Origin of the sequence: Lacibacter cauensis (genome assembly GCF_007830055.1) — a bacterium.
GTDB classification, from domain to species: domain Bacteria; phylum Bacteroidota; class Bacteroidia; order Chitinophagales; family Chitinophagaceae; genus Lacibacter; species Lacibacter cauensis.
Map to the genome: position 1 here is coordinate 584,562 of NZ_VLLE01000003.1, position 17,832 is coordinate 602,393.

General features: G+C 40.4%; 20 protein-coding genes. 13 read left to right on the forward strand and 7 right to left on the reverse strand.

Annotation, left to right across the window (positions count from 1 at the left end):
* The first annotated feature begins 23 nt into the window (after positions 1-23).
* From IQ13_RS07790 to IQ13_RS07810, 5 genes are all read left to right on the forward strand, one after another.
* Complete coding sequence (locus IQ13_RS07790; RefSeq protein WP_144885668.1) at positions 24-908, forward strand: lysophospholipid acyltransferase family protein; 885 nt, start codon at positions 24-26, stop codon at positions 906-908.
* A gap of 371 nt (positions 909-1,279) precedes the next feature.
* Positions 1,280-1,675 (forward strand): hypothetical protein, encoded by a 396-nt coding sequence (locus tag IQ13_RS07795; RefSeq protein WP_144885670.1) that lies wholly within the window; start codon positions 1,280-1,282, stop codon positions 1,673-1,675.
* Between the two features lie 2 nt (positions 1,676-1,677).
* Positions 1,678-2,325: a hypothetical protein gene (locus IQ13_RS07800; protein WP_144885672.1), complete on the forward strand. Its 648-nt coding sequence runs from the start codon at positions 1,678-1,680 to the stop codon at positions 2,323-2,325.
* A complete protein-coding gene (locus IQ13_RS07805; RefSeq protein WP_144885674.1) occupies positions 2,298-3,104 on the forward strand; it encodes a sensor histidine kinase in 807 nt (268 codons plus the stop codon). The genes IQ13_RS07800 and IQ13_RS07805 overlap by 28 nt, the downstream gene beginning before the upstream one ends.
* The gene (locus IQ13_RS07810) at positions 3,082-3,747 is read left to right on the forward strand and encodes a response regulator transcription factor (RefSeq protein WP_144885676.1); all 666 of its coding nucleotides are present in this window, start codon (positions 3,082-3,084) and stop codon (positions 3,745-3,747) included. The genes IQ13_RS07805 and IQ13_RS07810 overlap by 23 nt, the downstream gene beginning before the upstream one ends.
* A gap of 34 nt (positions 3,748-3,781) precedes the next feature.
* Here IQ13_RS07810 and IQ13_RS07815 read toward each other — a convergent pair whose 3' ends face one another.
* The 4 genes from IQ13_RS07815 to IQ13_RS07830 all read right to left on the reverse strand — a co-directional run bounded on the left by IQ13_RS07815 (position 3,782) and on the right by IQ13_RS07830 (position 7,003).
* A complete protein-coding gene (locus IQ13_RS07815) occupies positions 3,782-5,188 on the reverse strand; it encodes an MBL fold metallo-hydrolase (protein ID WP_144885678.1) in 1,407 nt (468 codons plus the stop codon).
* An 83-nt stretch (positions 5,189-5,271) separates the two neighbouring features.
* Positions 5,272-5,595 carry an ArsR/SmtB family transcription factor gene (locus tag IQ13_RS07820; RefSeq protein ID WP_144885680.1) on the reverse strand — a complete coding sequence of 108 codons (324 nt, stop codon included), beginning with the start codon at positions 5,593-5,595 and terminating at the stop codon, positions 5,272-5,274.
* A gap of 101 nt (positions 5,596-5,696) precedes the next feature.
* Complete coding sequence (gene tsaB, locus IQ13_RS07825; protein ID WP_158637349.1) at positions 5,697-6,371, reverse strand: tRNA (adenosine(37)-N6)-threonylcarbamoyltransferase complex dimerization subunit type 1 TsaB; 675 nt, start codon at positions 6,369-6,371, stop codon at positions 5,697-5,699.
* A gap of 2 nt (positions 6,372-6,373) precedes the next feature.
* On the reverse strand, positions 6,374-7,003 hold the full coding sequence (locus IQ13_RS07830) for a 3-hydroxyacyl-CoA dehydrogenase family protein (protein ID WP_144885683.1): 630 nt from the start codon (positions 7,001-7,003) through the stop codon (positions 6,374-6,376).
* A 29-nt stretch (positions 7,004-7,032) separates the two neighbouring features.
* Between IQ13_RS07830 and IQ13_RS07835 the strand changes: the two genes are divergently transcribed.
* Positions 7,033-7,452: a RidA family protein gene (locus tag IQ13_RS07835; RefSeq protein WP_317129339.1), complete on the forward strand. Its 420-nt coding sequence runs from the start codon at positions 7,033-7,035 to the stop codon at positions 7,450-7,452.
* A 40-nt stretch (positions 7,453-7,492) separates the two neighbouring features.
* Here the strand turns inward: IQ13_RS07835 and IQ13_RS07840 are convergent, their stop codons facing one another.
* From IQ13_RS07840 to IQ13_RS07850, 3 genes are all read right to left on the reverse strand, one after another.
* Positions 7,493-9,040: an Rne/Rng family ribonuclease gene (locus IQ13_RS07840; protein WP_144885685.1), complete on the reverse strand. Its 1,548-nt coding sequence runs from the start codon at positions 9,038-9,040 to the stop codon at positions 7,493-7,495.
* A 289-nt stretch (positions 9,041-9,329) separates the two neighbouring features.
* Entirely contained in the window at positions 9,330-10,232 is a 903-nt protein-coding gene (locus IQ13_RS07845; RefSeq protein WP_144885687.1) for a tetratricopeptide repeat protein, read from the reverse strand.
* A gap of 62 nt (positions 10,233-10,294) precedes the next feature.
* Positions 10,295-10,621 (reverse strand): HU family DNA-binding protein, encoded by a 327-nt coding sequence (locus IQ13_RS07850; protein WP_129131188.1) that lies wholly within the window; start codon positions 10,619-10,621, stop codon positions 10,295-10,297.
* Positions 10,622-10,801: 180 nt separating this feature from the next.
* On the opposite strand from IQ13_RS07850, the gene mutY reads away from it, so the two are divergent.
* The 7 genes from mutY to IQ13_RS07885 all read left to right on the forward strand — a co-directional run bounded on the left by mutY (position 10,802) and on the right by IQ13_RS07885 (position 17,828).
* Positions 10,802-11,917, forward strand: coding sequence for an A/G-specific adenine glycosylase (gene mutY / locus IQ13_RS07855; protein ID WP_144885690.1), 1,116 nt, complete (start codon positions 10,802-10,804; stop codon positions 11,915-11,917).
* A 66-nt stretch (positions 11,918-11,983) separates the two neighbouring features.
* Complete coding sequence (locus IQ13_RS07860) at positions 11,984-12,415, forward strand: single-stranded DNA-binding protein (protein ID WP_144885692.1); 432 nt, start codon at positions 11,984-11,986, stop codon at positions 12,413-12,415.
* 64 nt (positions 12,416-12,479) lie between these two features.
* A complete protein-coding gene (gene gldE, locus IQ13_RS07865; protein ID WP_144885694.1) occupies positions 12,480-13,820 on the forward strand; it encodes a gliding motility-associated protein GldE in 1,341 nt (446 codons plus the stop codon).
* A 1-nt stretch (position 13,821) separates the two neighbouring features.
* Positions 13,822-14,442 (forward strand): gliding motility lipoprotein GldD, encoded by a 621-nt coding sequence (gldD, locus tag IQ13_RS07870; RefSeq protein ID WP_144885696.1) that lies wholly within the window; start codon positions 13,822-13,824, stop codon positions 14,440-14,442.
* A 51-nt stretch (positions 14,443-14,493) separates the two neighbouring features.
* Positions 14,494-15,090, forward strand: a complete 597-nt coding sequence (locus IQ13_RS07875; RefSeq protein WP_144885698.1) for a DUF3109 family protein — start codon at positions 14,494-14,496, stop codon at positions 15,088-15,090.
* Positions 15,091-15,099: 9 nt separating this feature from the next.
* Positions 15,100-16,476 carry a LutB/LldF family L-lactate oxidation iron-sulfur protein gene (locus IQ13_RS07880; RefSeq protein WP_144885700.1) on the forward strand — a complete coding sequence of 459 codons (1,377 nt, stop codon included), beginning with the start codon at positions 15,100-15,102 and terminating at the stop codon, positions 16,474-16,476.
* An 8-nt stretch (positions 16,477-16,484) separates the two neighbouring features.
* Positions 16,485-17,828 carry a polysaccharide deacetylase family protein gene (locus IQ13_RS07885; RefSeq protein ID WP_144885702.1) on the forward strand — a complete coding sequence of 448 codons (1,344 nt, stop codon included), beginning with the start codon at positions 16,485-16,487 and terminating at the stop codon, positions 17,826-17,828.
* Positions 17,829-17,832: the final 4 nt, after the last annotated feature.

The following is a 17,832-nucleotide window of genomic DNA, read 5'->3' on the forward strand; positions in this document are numbered from 1 at the left end:
TGCCGAATTTATATCTTCATACTATGTATTATATCCTGTACGGATTTTTAAAACTGCTTTCGTTTATTCCTTTACGCCTGCTTTACATACTGAGCGATTTTGTATACGTTTTGCTTTTTTATGTTTTTGGCTACAGGAAGAAGGTGGTGCTGTACAACTTATCCATTGCTTTTCCGGAAAAGACAGACAAGGAACGAAAAGAAATTATGAAAGCATTCTATCATAATTTCTGCGATAATTTTATCGAGATGATCAAGCTGATGAGCTGGAGTGAGAAGGAGATCAACAAACGCTTTAAGGGAAATGCAGAAATACTGAATCAATGGAAAGATAAAGGACAAAGTGTGCAGGTGGTATCCGGGCATTTTTTTAATTGGGAAATTGCAAATCTTGGAGTGGCTTCTGTAAGTGAAATTCCATTTGTGGTAGTGTATATGCCCATTAAGAATAAAGCAGCAGATAAACTCGTTTATGATATCCGCAAAAAAACAGGTAGTATACTTATTGCTGCAACAGATTTCAGAGCTCAGTTCAAAGAAATCAGTAAACAACAATACGCTTTAATTCTTGTTGGCGATCAAAACCCCGGCGATCCTTCTAAAGCATACTGGTTAAACTTTTTTTCAAAACCTGCTCCGTTTGTTGTTGGTCCTGAAAAAGGGGCACGCAGAAATAATACTGTTGTTATCTACGCCGATTTTTATAAAGTGAAAAGAGGCTATTATGAATATAAGCTTGAATTACTTACTGCAGATCCTAATAGTTATCAAGAAGGAGAACTCACACGCAGTATTGTAAATAAAGTAGAACAATCAATTCGTCAACGGCCTGCAAATTACTTGTGGAGCCACAGACGATGGAAGCATGCATGGAACGAAGCATACAGAGACAAATGGATTGCTTCTTAAGAGTTCTGTAAACATATCAACAAACATCAATAGTATATAAGATCATGTATTGCCTGTTTGTACCTACTTTTCTCCTGACAAGTAGCCTTTGATACTTTCTGATTTTTGAATAAACTTTTTCTATTTCATTCGAACAGCTGTTGCATAAAGTCGTATTAACTTACTCTTGCATAGTAAGTTTTATTCCGCTGTTATATATTTATTAAACAAGAGGGTGAAAACACCCATCCAAATAAGAAGCACTTTATTTTTATTTGGCTGGTTATTGAATGTGTTATTATAAAACTTAAATTGAAATCATGTCCAGAATCTCCACAGGTAAAGCCAGAGGGCTTGCAAAAAATTATCGGGATCATAAGCTCGACAAAAAATTGAAACCAAACGACACCCGGGGTATTTGGTTTAGTAAAGAAGTATTTTATGAAGCATTAGGTTTAGTTAGAGATCCCGAAACGGGAATGCTTAAAGAAACCAAACTTCCGTACATGGAAGCAGAAGTTTTTCCTGATGGCTTACGTATTTATTTAGCTGCTTATTCTGAAAATCATATTGATGAAAATAAAAAAGGAAAATTAACTGTTGTGCTTGTTCCTACAGGAGAGGGCAAGCCAGGTGGTCCGCTTCATTTTGATATTTTGTCGAACCCCGATCAACCACCGAGTGGTTTGGATGAAGCAGGTGGTGAAGATCAAAAAGATACACAGTTTAATGATGGTCAACTTTGCCCACCTCCGGTTTGTGACCCTGAAGGACTTTTAAATTTTTGAGCTTGATCGACTTTATCTACATCAGCTTTATTGCCGCTTCTGTAATTACGGGCTTGCTTTTAGTAAAGAAAGCAAGCCCTGTTTGGAACAAGGCATTGGTGTTTTTTCTTATAGTAACTTTATTCAACGAGGTGCTTTGCTATTTCCTGAAGAAAAGAGCAGTTAATACAATCGCTTTTTATAACTGCTATTCGTATTTTAGGTTTCCGATGCTTGCGTGGATATATTTTGATGTGTTGAAGAAGAGAAGAATACAGCGTTTAGTTTTTTTATCGTTTATCGGGTTAACTGTACTGCTCTTTGTATTCAACTTGTTTTTCTATAGAAGTTTTTTTGTGTTGCATTCTAGTTACTTTCTTGCAGGCGGTATTTATGTAATTATTTTATCATTGATTTATACGTATTCTTTAATGGATAAGGACAGCCTTCAGAATCCGTTAAGGGAGCCGTTCTTTTGGATCAGCAGTGGCTTTTTGCTTTACTTTTTGGGAGCGCTTCCGTTTATCGGGGCAATTAAATTACTTACCAAGTATAATACTGTTCTTGCATCCCAACAATTGATCATTACAAAATCAATGAGCATTGTATTATATTCATTAATTACAATTGGTTTCGTTCTGCAATGGAAGAAAAAGAATTATTCATATTAATCATTTCAGTAACCATCATTCTTTTATTGCTGGGGTTATTTATTTTGATACTGTTTGTATTTTATCAAAAGCGGCTGCTCATTAATAAAACAAAGCTCGAAAAGCTCCAAAGCGAAACCCTTAAATCTCAACTGGAAATACAGGAGCACACACTTAAAAATATTTCGCAGGAAATACATGATAATGTAGGTCAGGTACTCACCTTGGCCAAATTAAACCTAGCAACAACTGTTATTGAAGAAAGTGCTTCGGCTGAAAAAATAAAAACGAGTCAACAGCTTATCGGCAAAGCCATACAGGATCTTCGGGATCTCAGCCGTAGCCTCAATACAGACTATGTAAAAGAAATGGGGCTTATTCGGGCAATAGAATACGAACTGGCTCTTCTTAAAAAAACAGGTACCATAGAAACCGGATTTGCTATTGATGGATCTACTGTAAGACTTGGTAAACAAAAAGAGCTGATTCTTTTTCGCATAGTGCAGGAAGCTATTCACAATGTTATCCGCCATGCTAACGCAAGTGTACTGAACACTGCCATCCTGTTTAGTAAAGACAAAATGGAAATAGTTATCTACGATAACGGCAAGGGGTTTGATCTAGGGCCATTAACTGATCCGGATAATTCCAGCTTTGGTCTTGGGTTACGTAATATGCAGGCAAGAGCAGCCTTGATTGGTGCACATTTTTTTTTGTATAGCAGCCCGGGTGCAGGAACTAAACTGCAGCTTCAATTACCGTTAAATAATACAACCGATGAAACAACAGCAAAAAATTAAAGTAGCATTGGCAGATGACCATGTGCTGCTCCGTAACGGACTTGCATCTGTAGTAGATGGATTTGGTGAATACGTCGTATTGTTTCAGGCAGATAACGGAAAACATTTTCAGCAACAGATCAGAGCATATGGCGAACCAGATATTGTGTTGATGGATATTAATATGCCGGAGATGGATGGTTACCAAACAGCACAATGGCTAAAGGAACACTATCCGCTGGTGATGGTAATTGCACTTTCGATGTACGATAGTGAGAATGCAATTATTAAAATGTTTAAAGCAGGAGCTAAAGGATATATTTTAAAAGACAGTGAACCAGCAGAGTTAAAACGTTCGCTTGATTCTGTAAGACAAAAGGGTTTTTATTACTCGGAATTGGTGACCGGTCGCTTAATTCATACAATTAATAAGTTGGGAGAAGCCAATGCACCAAAAAAAGAATTGAATAGTTTAAACGATCGTGAAATTGAGTTTCTGCGCTACGCCTGTACAGAAATGACGTACAAGGAAATTGCAGATAAGATGTTTCTGAGCCCACGTACAATTGATGGTTACCGTGATGCGCTGTTTGAAAAACTCGAGCTGAAAACAAGGGTAGGACTTGTGATGTATGCCATAAAAAATGGCATTGTTACTGTATAACAAGAAAGCCGGCAGTTCGCCGGCTTTCTTGTTATTAATTTAGTACACTGTTTTCTTTTACAATATCAATTTTCTGTTCTTTAATTTTTTCAAAACCACCAACTACATTACGCAGGTTATGAAAGCCCTGCTTTTTTAAAATAGACGATGCAATTACACTACGGTAACCGCCGGCGCAATGAACATAGAGGTTATCACGATCTTCAATATTGGCAATTAATCCGGGATCGTTCATTTCAGCTAAAGGAAGGTTTACGGCATCTTTTACATGTCCTTCGGCAAACTCTGTTTCTTTACGTACATCAACCACAACTAAATTGTCGTCGTGTGGTAAGTCCATTGCAAGTTCGTCTGCTTCCACATCAATAATCATATCAATCTCTTCTCCTGCCTGCTGCCACGCTTCAAAACCGCCGGATAAGTAACCAGTTATTTTTTCAAAACCAACACGTGCAAGTCGTGTAATGGTTTCTTCTTCTTTTCCCTGTTCACATACAAGCACAATGTTTTCATCAAACGATAACAAAGCGCCAGCCCATTCTGCAAATCGGCCTTCCAGTCCAATGCTGATGGAACCGGGTATAAAACCGATTGTAAAAGTTGCGGCAGCTCGTGTATCGAGTAATACTGTTTTTGGTTGTTTGAGGAGTTGCTTAAATGCGTCGATTGATAATGCTGTCATACCTTTTTGTAAAACTGTTTGTAATAAATCGTAGCCTTCTTTGTTAATGCGAACATTAACGGGAAAATATTTTGGAGGAGCTTCCAATCCTTGCGTTACGGCTTTAGTGAATTGTTCTTTTGTTTGTTGCTGTAAAGCATAATTCGTTGTTTTCTGTTCACCAATGGTGCTGAACGTTTCAGGGCCAAGGTTTTTACCACAGGAGCTGCCGGGCCCATGCGCCGGATAAACAAGCACATCATCGGCAAGCGGTATAATTTTTTCCTGCAAAGAGTCGTAGAGTTTTCCTGCAAGTTCTTCTTGTGTAACTTCTCCGCCTTGTGCAAGGTCGGGGCGGCCAACATCACCAACAAACAACGTATCGCCTGTAAAAATGCAATGATTTTTTCCCTGCGTATCTTTCAGCAAAAAGCAGGAGCTTTCCATTGTGTGTCCCGGTGTGTGCAATACTTCAAGTACCAGTTTGCCGATTTTAAACTGTTCACGATCTTTTGCAACATAAATTGGAAAAGAAGTGGAAGCATTTGGCCCATAAACAATAGGTGCATTTGTTGCTTTTGCAAGATCGAGATGACCACTTACAAAATCGGCGTGAATATGCGTTTCAAAAATATATTTGATCGTTGCATTGCGTTCCCTTGCGAGGTTGATGTAGGCATCAACATCTCTCATAGGGTCAATAACTACACACTCTCCCTCGCTTTCAACATAATAGGCTGCTTCGCTAAGACAGTTTGTGTAGAGTTGTTGAATGAACATGATGTATACAGTTTCTGCAAATGTACGTAAGCAGAAGATCTGTAGACAAGCGCCAATAAGAGTTCGGTAACAGAAAGGTAGAATTACCCCAACAGACTTTTTATAAACTGTTCAATTTCGTTAAGTCTGTCGTGGTTAACAGTATACCAGATAAACTTGCCTTCACGTGTGGTTTTAACAATATTGCTTCTGCGTAAAATAGCCAGGTGTTGTGATGCCACTGATTGTTCCAGGCGAAGCTTCACATATATTTCAGTTACGGTTAATTGCCCGCTTTCGTTGATGAGTTGTAAAATCTGCTGGCGCAATTTGTGATTGATTGCCCGTAAAATGAGCGCTGATTTTTTTACAGCATGATAATCTAATGTGATAGGGGGATTGCTTTCCTTTTTTTTGGTAACAGCCATTGTAGGGTATGTTTTGTGGGTTGGGTTCGTAATTTTTCTTATATATCGAACCGTAAAACTAACCGTAAATTTACGGAAATCATAGTCGTAAAAGACATAGTTTACTGATTTCCAAAGTGAAATCCTTTGCCGTATTCCGGCGCAGAATATGCGAGTGAAAGGAATTGTTTTTGGCTGTAATATCGCTCACTAATTGCTATCATATGCTTTGAATTCCAATTAGTTGAAATAAAACGAGCATTGGTGCTGGTGCAGATATTCTGCCATTTAGCGGCTCCATCACCAAAAAAGTAAACGGGTGTTTTCGCCAGTTCCTGTTCGTATGAACCTGCATCCAGTACTTTTGGGGTTATGGGAGACAATAGTTCCAGTTGGGGGGAATAAATGGCAGTGAAGACCTCCATTCTGCGGGCATCAATCATCGGACAAAGTACAAATCCCGCTTCTTCTGTAAGCTGTTCACGGGCAGCAGCACTCATAACAAGTGTTGTTGGTATGCCAATTAATGGGATGTTTAAAGCAAAGCTGAGTCCTTTCGCTGTTGCCATTGCAACCCTCAATCCAGTATAAGAACCAGGACCTGTAGTAACCGCAATAGCATCTAATTGTTTTAACTCCTGACCCAGTTCAAGCAGCAGATTTTGAATGGCGGGCTGTAAAAAGGAGGCATGCTCTTTTTGCGATGCACTTGTTTTGATGCCAAGCAGAACTGCATCTTTTGCAACAGCAACGGATGCATGGGTTGTGGACGAATCGATGCAAAGCAACAAAGCCATTCTTATAATTGGTTTAAAAGAGATGATGCAGGTTGATATCGTTGATCGGTAGCTGAAAGTTTTTGCAGCAAAGAAGCAATTCGCTTTACGCCTGTTTGTTTGCTCCATTCAAATGGCCCCATCGGATATCCGGTTCCTAACTGCATGGCGGTATCAATTTCTGTTTCGGCAGATACCTTTTCTTCTTTTGCAAGAAAGGCTTCATTAATGATCATACTTACTGTACGGGCACTTACAAAACCAGGTGTATCTGCAGTACTATAAAACGATACGGATAACTGTTGAAAGATGTCTTCGAATAACGACCGATGGCTGGGATGAACAGCAAATTCCACAACCGGTCTGTTAATAAAAACTGGCCAGTGATTAAAACGTGCAATGGGTTGTTGTGGCTGAACTGCCAGGTCTTTCAGTGTATGAACCACTGAACCTATGAGCACGGGTTTGTTAAGGGGCTGATAGAGGTTGATTCGCTGCGGGTTCTCTTCAAAATCCAAATCAATAATAAAGTCTGCAAATGCAATGTCATCAGCTTTTACCTCCTGCTTTGTGTGGCATTGAAAACCATCGAACGGAAATGATTTTCCAAAAAGTGTATTGCAGATGCCTGAACTGATGAGCAAAATATTCATTGCCACAAATTTAAGCGAAGCTTGGCAACTTGCTTTTTTTCTTGCCAAAGGAGTATGTTTGTGGTATGATGGAAAAGAAAATTATTCAAACAGAAACGGCACCGGCACCGATCGGTCCATATAACCAGGCAGTAGCAGCCGGTGGTTTTTTATTTATCTCCGGGCAGGTTTGTATTAAACCCGGGACAAGCGAGTTGAACAACGCCGATATACAGGCCGAAACACACCAGGTGATGCATAATCTGAAAGCTATTTTGCAGGAAGCAGGTATTACTTTTAATAATGTAGTCAAAACAACCATCTTCCTTACAGATATGAATCTGTTTGCAGAAGTAAATGAAATTTACGGTAAGTACTTTGAAGGGGCTTTTCCGGCACGTGAAACTGTTGCAGTAAAAGGGCTACCCAAAAACGTGAATGTAGAAATAAGTATGATAGCCGCATTATAACGCAATAAAAAAGGTTGATCAAGAGATCAACCTTTTTTATTTAGAGTTTAATTTCTTCTTCGTGGTTATCAAAAAAATGATATTCAGTAAGGTGATAAGATGTATTTGCTTTTATCTTGATCTTTTGTTTGTATTTCCAGCTCCATCTCATTCGCTTCGATGGGAAACCTTTGCGTAAGTAAGCTTCCATAATCGGGTGTACAGCAATCAGCAGTTCTTTATGCTTTTGCATAACGAGGTAGCTGATGTTCTTTTCAATTTCATCTTCCAGTATTAATGTTGATGAAACCTTTCCTGTACCGTTACAGCTTGGACAAACCTCTTGGGTGTTGATGTTCACTTCAGGCTTCATACGCTGCCTTGTAATCTGCATCAAACCAAACTTGGAGATGGGCAGAATTGCATGCTTGGCTCTGTCTGCACGCATGAACTCTTCCATTGATTCAGCAAGTTTGCGTTTATTGTCGGGCAACTTCATATCAATAAAGTCTACGACAATAATGCCACCTATATCACGCAAACGCAATTGCCTGGCAATTTCTTCTGCAGCTTCAAGGTTTGTTTGTAATGCATTTTCTTCCTGGTTGGCGCTTACACTTTTGTAGCCGCTGTTAACATCAATAACATGCAATGCTTCCGTATGCTCAATAATGAGGTACGCACCACTGGCAAGATTCACTGTTTTGCCAAACGAAGCTTTCACCTGCTTGGTAATACCGTAGTTGTCGAAAATGGGCGAACCATTCTGATAAAACGTAACAATATCAGCTTTATCCGGAGCTACTTTCTGAATGTAGCTGAGCGCATCGTTATAAATATTTTTATCATTTACAACAATGCGATTAAAATCGGCATTGAGTAAATCACGAAGGATGCTGGTAGTTTTATCCGTTTCGCCCAAAATTTTTGCAGGAGCAACAGCATTTTTAAGATTGCGCTGAATCTGCTGCCACATGGTAATGAGGTTGTTGAGATCTTCGTGGAGTTCGGCAGTATTCTTTCCCTCTGCAGCAGTGCGTACAATAACACCAAAGTTTTTGGTGCGGATGGATTCTACAATCTTTTGTAAACGCTTGCGCTCTTCGCTTGAATGTATTTTACGGGATACAGCTACGATGTCGTTAAACGGTGTAAGCACTACAAAGCGGCCGGGTAATGAAATTTCGCAACTGAGGCGTGGGCCTTTTGCTGCAATCGGCTCTTTCAGAATTTGTACAAGAATGTTTGGCTTTCCGTTGAGGACTTCGCCAATTTTTCCTGTTTTAATAATTTCAGCTTCGGTTTGAAACTTGCTGAAATCACTGATGCTTTCGCTTTTGTCTGTAATGGAAAGTGCTGTAAACTTCAGCAGGGAGCGGACATAGGGGCTCAGGTCGGTGTAATGAAGAAAGCCATCTTTCTCAAAACCAACATCCACAAATGCAGCATTCATACCAGGTACAAGCTTTTTTACTTTTCCCAAGTACAAATCGCCAACAGTAAAACTGGTATCAAGACTTTCCTGATGCAGTTCTACCAGCTTCTTATCTTCTAACAATGCAATTTCAACCCCGGTTGGGGCTGAATTGATGATCAGTTCCTTATTCACTAAAACGTCTTTTAAAATTGAACTATACTACTTCACCTGATCAGAAGGAAGGGACCACTGTAAACAAATGTATACAAGCAAGCAGACAGATTTCTGCAATGGCCATAGCGAAGCAGAGTCCCGACTAAAAGGCGGGACTCCGTTCAATTTCAGAAGATCTTATTTGTTCTTCTTCTTATGACGGTTCTTTCTAAGACGTTTTTTACGCTTGTGCGTCGCAATTTTATGACGCTTTCTCTTTTTTCCGCAAGGCATGTTTAATACTATTTACGTTCGTTAAAAAATAGGGTTATAATAATTTAATGTGGTCTTCAATTTGTTTCAGCATTTCAGGATTGCTCTTGAATTTGCCTTGTGTTTCGAGTGATTTTACTGTTTGTAAAAACAACTCGTACTTCTTTTTTGCATTAGCCTTGTCTCCGCTTTTTTCATACGTGTCGGCTAATCGTAAAATCAGCTCCAGGTTTTGAGGTTCTAAGGCTAAAACCTTTTCAAATCGTTCAATAGCTTTTGGCCATTGTCCGCTGATGGTTGAACCAATACCTAACATGTATTGCGAAAAGCTGTCATCCGGATTCTTTTCTGCTACTTCCCTTATCAATGCAATTCCTCTCATAGGTGGTTCATTACCTGCACCACCAAAAAAGTAGGTACTGCCCAAGCCAACTTTCGTTGAATCGTTCGCCGGATTAACTTCTAATGCCTTTTCAAATAACTCTTTTGCTTCCTTGGCCAGCCATATTTGTAACGGTTGTTCCGATACAGACTGTGCCTCCCTTAAAAACAAATGGGCTGCAAAGGTGAGGTTTTTCTCCGAATTTTCCAACTTAGCTGCTTCACCGAGATATTTGGCATACGGCACAAAGGCGCCGATGGTATCCATCCAGAACGCAGACATGGTTCTGTAAACCTTTATTTGCTGATTTTTTACGTCGCCACGAACCACTGAATTTTCCCATTCGGTTACTTTCTGAAGTTGCGCTGCCGTTAAGCGTTTTTTGGCCAAGCCTAACATCGTAGGAAAATCGAGTGCCACATTTCCTGTGTTGGCAGAAGGAGGGGCTGCTGTTTTGCTGTGATCATGGCCTGCATGATCATCAACGTGGGTTTTAGGAACCGTTCTTCCAAAAAAGAACAAAAGAAAAACTGCTGTTATAGCAGCAGTTACATATAAAAGTTGTTGCCTGCTCACACGAATAATTTAGAGCTGCAAAGCTAAGGCAAGATGGGAGCATTTGTTAGCTCTCTGCAGAATTAGTCTTCAGAATCATCGGGTTCGTTCTCCGAGCTGCCTCCACCTGTGTAGCGGCTTTTTACTTCCTGCACAAACTCCTTTGCCGGTTTAAAAGCAGGAATATAATGTTCCGGAATATGTACGGCTGTGTTACGCTTGATGTTGCGGCCAATTTTTGCTGCTCTTTTCTTGGTAATAAAGCTGCCAAACCCCCTGATATAGATGTTCTGACCTGCAGAAAGGGAATCTTTCACCTCTTTAAACATGGTTTCAAGGGTAACTAGAACATCCACTTTAGGAATGCCTGTTTTTTCTGAGATTTGATTCACGAGATCTGCTTTTCTCATGGGTAAAAGTTTATGGGTTGTGATAATTAAGACTAATATCCTGAATAAAATTCAAAAAATGAAACATATTGGATAAAAAATCTTTCAGAACTGGTTGATTATGAACAATAAGTGGTTTTACGTGTTCTGTCACTTTATGCTATTTTGCATATTGTTTGTTTAATACAGTTCTAAAGCAGCATGGAGCAATCAACCAAATTCAGGCAAAAGTTAGTAAAGTGGCATACCTCCGAAAATAAGCGGGAGCTTCCGTGGAAGGAGGAAAAAAATGTTTATCGTATTTGGTTAAGTGAAATTATTCTGCAGCAAACAAGGGCCGAGCAGGGCTGGAAATACTATGAGCGATTCACTGCTGCTTACCCAACAATAACCGACTTGGCCAATGCTCCGCTTGAAGAAGTTTATAAATACTGGGAAGGGCTGGGGTACTACAACCGTTGCCGCAACCTGCACCATACAGCCCAATACATTGCCTTTGAGTTAAACGGAAAATTCCCCGACAGTTTCGACGCAATTCTTCAGTTGAAGGGCGTTGGCCCTTATACAGCAGCTGCCATTGCATCATTTGGTTTTGGATTACCGCATGCTGTGGTTGATGGCAATGTGTTCCGGGTATTAAGCCGTGTTTTTGGCATTGAAACTGCAGTAGACAGCACCGCAGGAAAAAAACAGTTTCAACAGCTGGCAAACGATTGCCTGGATGTAAAAAATCCGGCAGCTTACAACCAGGCCATTATGGATTTTGGTGCAACTGTGTGTAAACCCGATTTGCCCGATTGCAAAAACTGCAGCATGCAATCGTTCTGTATTGCATATAACCAGCAAAGAGTAAACGAACTGCCTGTAAAAGAAAAGAAAATAAAAATCAGGAAGAGGTGGTTTACGTTTTACATCATTATGCAGCATAATAAAATTGCTGTGCAGAAACGCACCGCAAAAGATGTGTGGAGTAATTTGTACGAGTTTCCCAACCAGGAGTTTTCATCTGAAAAAGAATGGAAGGAAGCAAAAGGTACTGTAACTGAACTGTGGTTAAATGAACAAAAAATAAATCAAACGTACAACGTTATTGCAACCACTAAAGCAATCAAGCAACAGTTGAGTCATCAGCTTATTTGGGGAAATGCACAGCTGGTACATGTAAACAGCAAACACACACCTGCAAATAGCTGGGAATGGAAAACAGCCGACGAAGTGAAGCAGTTACCTTTTCCGAAATTGTTAAATGATTTTTTTAAAGCCGGTATTCTCGAATTATTTGCAGGCAGGCATACAACAGTAAAGCAAAAAACGTAATTTAGAAGGAACGATAAAAGCGTTTAGAACCTGATTTACACATTCTGCACTTAAATATTTTATTGTATGAGAGGAGTTAACCGTGTAATGCTGATAGGCAATTTAGGAAAGGAACCTGATGTACAGGTGTTGGAAGGCAATATCGCCGTAGCAAAGTTTCCTTTGGCAACAACCGAAACATTTAAAGACAGAACAGGAAAGCTGGTAAGCCAAACAGAATGGCATACCGTTGTGCTTTGGCGTGGACTGGCAGAACTTGCGCAAAAATATCTGCACAAAGGAAGTCTTGTTTACATTGAAGGGCGTTTGAAAACACGCAGCTGGGAAGACAAAGAAGGTGTAAAAAAATATGCAACCGAAGTGGTAGGCGATAACCTGATTATGTTGGATAAACGTACTGATGGTACCGGCAAGGTAGAAGGTCCTGATCCTTTATCCGGCTATCATGGCGATGATATTCCACCAATTGGTGAACCCAGCGTAGATCTTCCTTTTTAGGAAATATCAATGGGTTGTTTATTTTTGCCCCAAAGCGGCATATTGTTCACCTAATTTTGATGTTTTGGACTATCACCACGCAGTCAATTTATTATTTCTCAAACCGGTTTTACTTGCAATAAACAGCCAGTTACTTACAGTATTGATACTGGTTTTTCTGTTATTACTTTTTTTATCGTTTGTAGTAAGCGGGGCTGAAGTTGCGTTTTTTTCGCTGCGCTATAAAGATTTGAATGTCATTAAAACAAAATCCGATGCACCATCGAGACGTATTGTAAACCTTTTGGAAGAGCCAAAAGTGTTGATGGCCAGTTTACTTTCAGCCAATGTTATCTTCAATCTTGGTATCGTTTTTCTCACCAACTACCTGGTAGACGAAGGTTTTGGTTTGCAGCATAAAATATTCTGGGCAGAAATGATTGTGAAAGCATTGGTTATAGCAGCTTTCATTTTGTTGTTCTGCGAAATACTGCCAAAAGTGTGGGCATCGCAAAACAATACCTTCTTTGCATACTTTGCCAGCTGGTGGATTGATGCTTTGGTTTATCCGCTGTTTAAATCAACCGGTAGCTGGCTTGCCGGTTACTCCGATAGTATTGAAAAGCGAATTACACGTCATCAAACTTCTTCTTATAAATCAGAAGAACTGGATTATGCCATTGATCTGATGAGTGAAGAAGAAGCAACTGTAGAGGAAAAGCAAATCTTAAAGGGTATTCAAAACTTCAGCAACATTACCGTAAAACAAGTCATGCGTTCGAGGCTGGATGTAAGCGGTATCGATTATAACTCTTCCTTTACAGATGTAATTAAACGTCTTCAGGAACTTCATTACAGCCGGGTACCGGTGTATAAAAACAACCTGGATGAAATTGTAGGGATACTGCAAACAAAAGATTTATTGCCGCATGTAAATGATGCCGATGGGTTTCACTGGCAGCAACTCATGCGTACACCATTTTTTGTTCCTGAGCATAAGTTGATTGACGATCTGCTGAAAGAGTTTCAGCAGAAGCGTATTCACTTTGCAGTAGTGGTAGATGAGTTTGGCGGCACAAGCGGCATTGTAACCATGGAAGATGTAGTGGAAGAAATTATCGGCGATATTAAAGATGAGTTTGATGAAGATGAAAGCATCAACAAAAAAATCGATGAAAGCAATTATCTCTTCGAAGGACGAACGATGGTACACGATGTGTGCCGTATAATGAATCTTCCTGCAGATACGTTCGATGCTGTAAAAGGCGAAAGTGAATCGCTTGCCGGGTTAATACTGGAACTCGCAGAGCGACTGCCCCGTGTAAATGATGTGCTTGAAACAGGCGATTTTCAATTTGCCGTTTTGGAAGTAAGCCGCAACCGTATTGAAAAAGTGAAAGTGACGATTAAACCAATGATTGATTAAGATGAAACAACTGCATTTACGGGCCTCGTACTTTGTACTACGTACTTTTAATATCATCAGTTTGCTTATAGTTTTTGTTGCGTGTAATTCCGATCCCAGACCACGCCCTAAAGGATATTTCAATATCGATTTTCCTGAAAAAAAATATGTGTTATTCGATGAGCCTGGTTACCCCTACACTTTTGAATATCCTGTTTACAGCAAAGTATTGAAGGATAGTACCTTCTTTGAAGCGAAAGCAGAAAATCCCTATTGGGTAAATCTGGATTTTCCGGATTTTGCCGGCCGTATGCACATCAGCTACAAAACAATTGGTGGCACCAATAAATTTGATGTGCTGGTGCAGGATGCATTTAAGATGACCAGTAAACACAGTTTAAAAGCAACCTCCATCGATGAAATACCCGTGAAAGGCGGTGCCGGTGTTAACGGATTTATTTTTGATGTGGGTGGTAATGCAGCAACGGGTAAACAGTTTTTTGTAACCGATAGTGCAAGGCATTTCCTTCGTGGTGCACTCTACTTCGATGCAACGCCGAACTACGATTCCATTAAACCGGTGGAGCAATTTTTGTACAAGGATATGCAGCATTTGATTGAAACGCTGAAGTGGCGTAACTAAACCTGCAATTCTCTCTCTTAAGTTTTTGTTCTGCGGCCGTATCTTTGCGGCATGATAGTAATTGATGAAATCTACATCAGTGATGAAGTGGTGGAGGAACAATTTGTGTGCGACCTCAACAAATGTAAAGGTGGTTGCTGTGTGGATGGCGATGCAGGGGCGCCTCTTACAAACGATGAGTTAAAGGAAGTGATCAATGGGTACGAAAAGATCAAACACCTCATTACCGAAGAGGGCAGAAAAGTAGTTGAACAAAACGGCCTGTACCAGTACGACCAGGAATTTGGCTGGGTAACTCCAACCATCAGCAATGGTATGTGCGCCTATGGTTTGGTAGACGAAAAAGGAATTGTGAAGTGTGCTTTCGAACAACAATACTATGCCGGTGAACTGCAGTGGAAGAAACCCATCTCCTGTCATCTGTATCCCATCAAAATCAGCAAGAGCAAAAATACCGAACAGCAATATGTAAACTACGAACCGAGAGACCCGATGTGTAATCCCGGTTGTGTAAACGGACAGAAGTTGAAAGTGCCGGTATATGTGTTTTTGAAAGAAGCACTCATTCGCAAATACGGCGAAGATTTTTATGAAGTGCTTACGCAAATTGCCGACCAGTATTACGCATCAAAAGAAGCAAAGAAGTAACTTTAATCAATGAGCCAGACTGCAGATAAATTTATTGCTAAGAGTACCATTAAAGCTGCTGATCTCGATCACAGGCGTACCATCAATTTCAACATTGGTAAGTACAATGCAAAAGTGCCTGAGGGTAAGCAACAGTTTACGCAGCTGCTTACTGCACGTGAACGTGCAAAGAATGTGAAGTGGCGTGCATTGGAAACACTCGATCAGCAACTGGAAGAATTTGAACTGCAGTTTACACGCCGTGGCGGTAAAGTCATCTGGGCCGAAAATGCAAAGCAGGCCTGCGATGAAATTTTAAAGATTTGCGAAGCACGCAATTGCAAAACATTGGTGAAGAGCAAGAGCATGGTGACGGAGGAAATTCATCTCAACGAATTTTTAGGTAAGCACAATATTGAAAGTGTGGAAACAGATCTCGGTGAATACATTCAGCAGCTCGATGATGAACCGCCTTACCATATTGTTACACCGGCCATGCATAAAAGCAAGGAAGATGTAGCGAAGCTGTTTGCAGAAAAACTCGGCACTGATCCGAAAGCAACACCGGAGCAACTCACACTAACGGCACGCAAAATTCTCCGTGAAAAATATGTGCAGGCCGAAGTGGGTGTAACAGGTGCCAATTTTATTTTAGCTGATGTTGGCGGCGTTGCTGTTACCGAAAACGAAGGCAATGCAAGATTGAGTTGTGCTTTTCCAAAAACACATATTGTAATTGTGGGTATTGAAAAAGTATTACCCAGCATCAACGATCTTGGTTTGTTCTGGCCTTTGTTGGCAACATTCGGAACAGGACAAAATGTAACCGTATACAACAGCATCATTCTCGGACCAAAACAACCTGGAGAAAAAGATGGTCCCGAAGAAATGATTGTGATTTTACTCGACAATGGCAGGACAAATGTGTTGAAGAATCCAAAGACGAGAGAGAGTTTATACTGCATCCGTTGCGGCGCCTGTTTAAATGCTTGTCCTGTTTATAAAAATATTGGTGGACATAGTTACGGTACAACGTACAGTGGCCCGATCGGGAAAGTCATTACACCACACCTCAAAGATCTCGGCGAATACAAACATCTCAGCTACGCATCATCGTTATGCGGCAACTGTACAGAAGTTTGCCCGATGCGTATTAGCCTGCACGAACTGTTATTAGAAAATCGGTACGAAGCAGTAGAAGATGGCTTTGTTTCCTTTGGCGAACGCATGGCATGGAAGGTTTGGAAAAAAGTATCGATGAGCCGCAAACTCATGAATACCGGCAGCAGTAAAATGCGTAGCTGGATGATCAATACATTCGTAAAAGACTGGACACGCCACCGTGGCCCCATGCAGTTTCCTGAAAAAAGTTTCAATCAACTTTGGCGTGAACGAAACGGGCAGTAAATTCAAACATGCTTGTTTATACACCGCATATCACGCCCCGCATCAGTTACATTATTCAATTGCTGCATGAATGTTGGCAGATTGAAGTAGCTGTAACAGATGATGCAGAAACATTCAAGCAAAGCACTGCTGTTAAACTGCAATACTGCGAAGAACGTATTTCAACAGATGGATTTTTTGTTCAATCAACCGGCCTGTTACAGCAACAGGTTATTCGCAAGCAATGCATCAGTTGTTTTGAATGGGAAGGAGTGAAAGCATTCTTTCAAACTGAAGACGATCTAGGATTTGATGTGTTTGCTGCTGCGTTTTATCTCATCACCCGTTACGAAGAATACCTGGAATATGAACCTGATGAATATGGCCGCTATGCACATTGGAATGCTTTAGCATGGAAAGAAGAATTCTTGCATCAGCCGCTCATAGATAGTTGGCTGATGAAATTTGAGGAGAAACTAAAAGCAAAGTTCTCTTCATTCACCATTCACCACTCACCATTCACCGTTCTCCCTACTTACGATATCGACATTGCCTGGAGTTACAAACACAAGGGATGGTTGAAAACAATCGGCGGCTTATTAAAGCATCCGTCAACAATTGGTAAACGTCTGCGTGTAATCACCGGAAAAGAAAAAGATCCGTACGATGCATACGATTGGCTAAAACAATTGCATAAGCAATATAGATTGCAAGCGATTTATTTTTTCCTGCTTGCAGAACGCAACAGCGAGTACGATAAAAATATTTCACCAAAGAAAGCTGCATTGCAGCAACTCATTTGTGCAACAGCTGAAAATACAACGGTTGCACTTCATCCATCCACACAAAGTGTAACAAACGAAACTTTGTTGAAGCAGGAAAAAGAACTACTGCAAGTGATCAGCAGAAAAAAGGTTACGGCAACACGTAATCATTATATCCAGTTTCATCTGCCGCATTCTTATCGTACACTTATTGCAAATGGATTTACAGATGAATACAGCATGGGCTATGGAACAGTGAATGGTTTCCGTGCATCCACTTCACATTCTTTTTTGTGGTACGATCTGGAGAAAGAAGAAACAACGGCTTTGCGTGTACATCCGTTTGCATACATGGAAGCCAATTCATTTTACGAACTGCATCAATCCCCTGAGGAAGCATTAAAAGAGATGCAACAGCTTTGTGCAGAAGTGCGAAAGGTAAACGGTACGTTCATTACCACTTTTCATAATCACATGTTGGCAACAGAGCCGATGTTTAAGGGATGGAGAGAGATGTATGAAAAGTTCATCGCTGCTGTCATCCCGACGAAGGAGGGATCTCCCGAAAGCAGTGCAAATGGTGAGCAGATTCCTCGTGCCGCGGATTGACAAT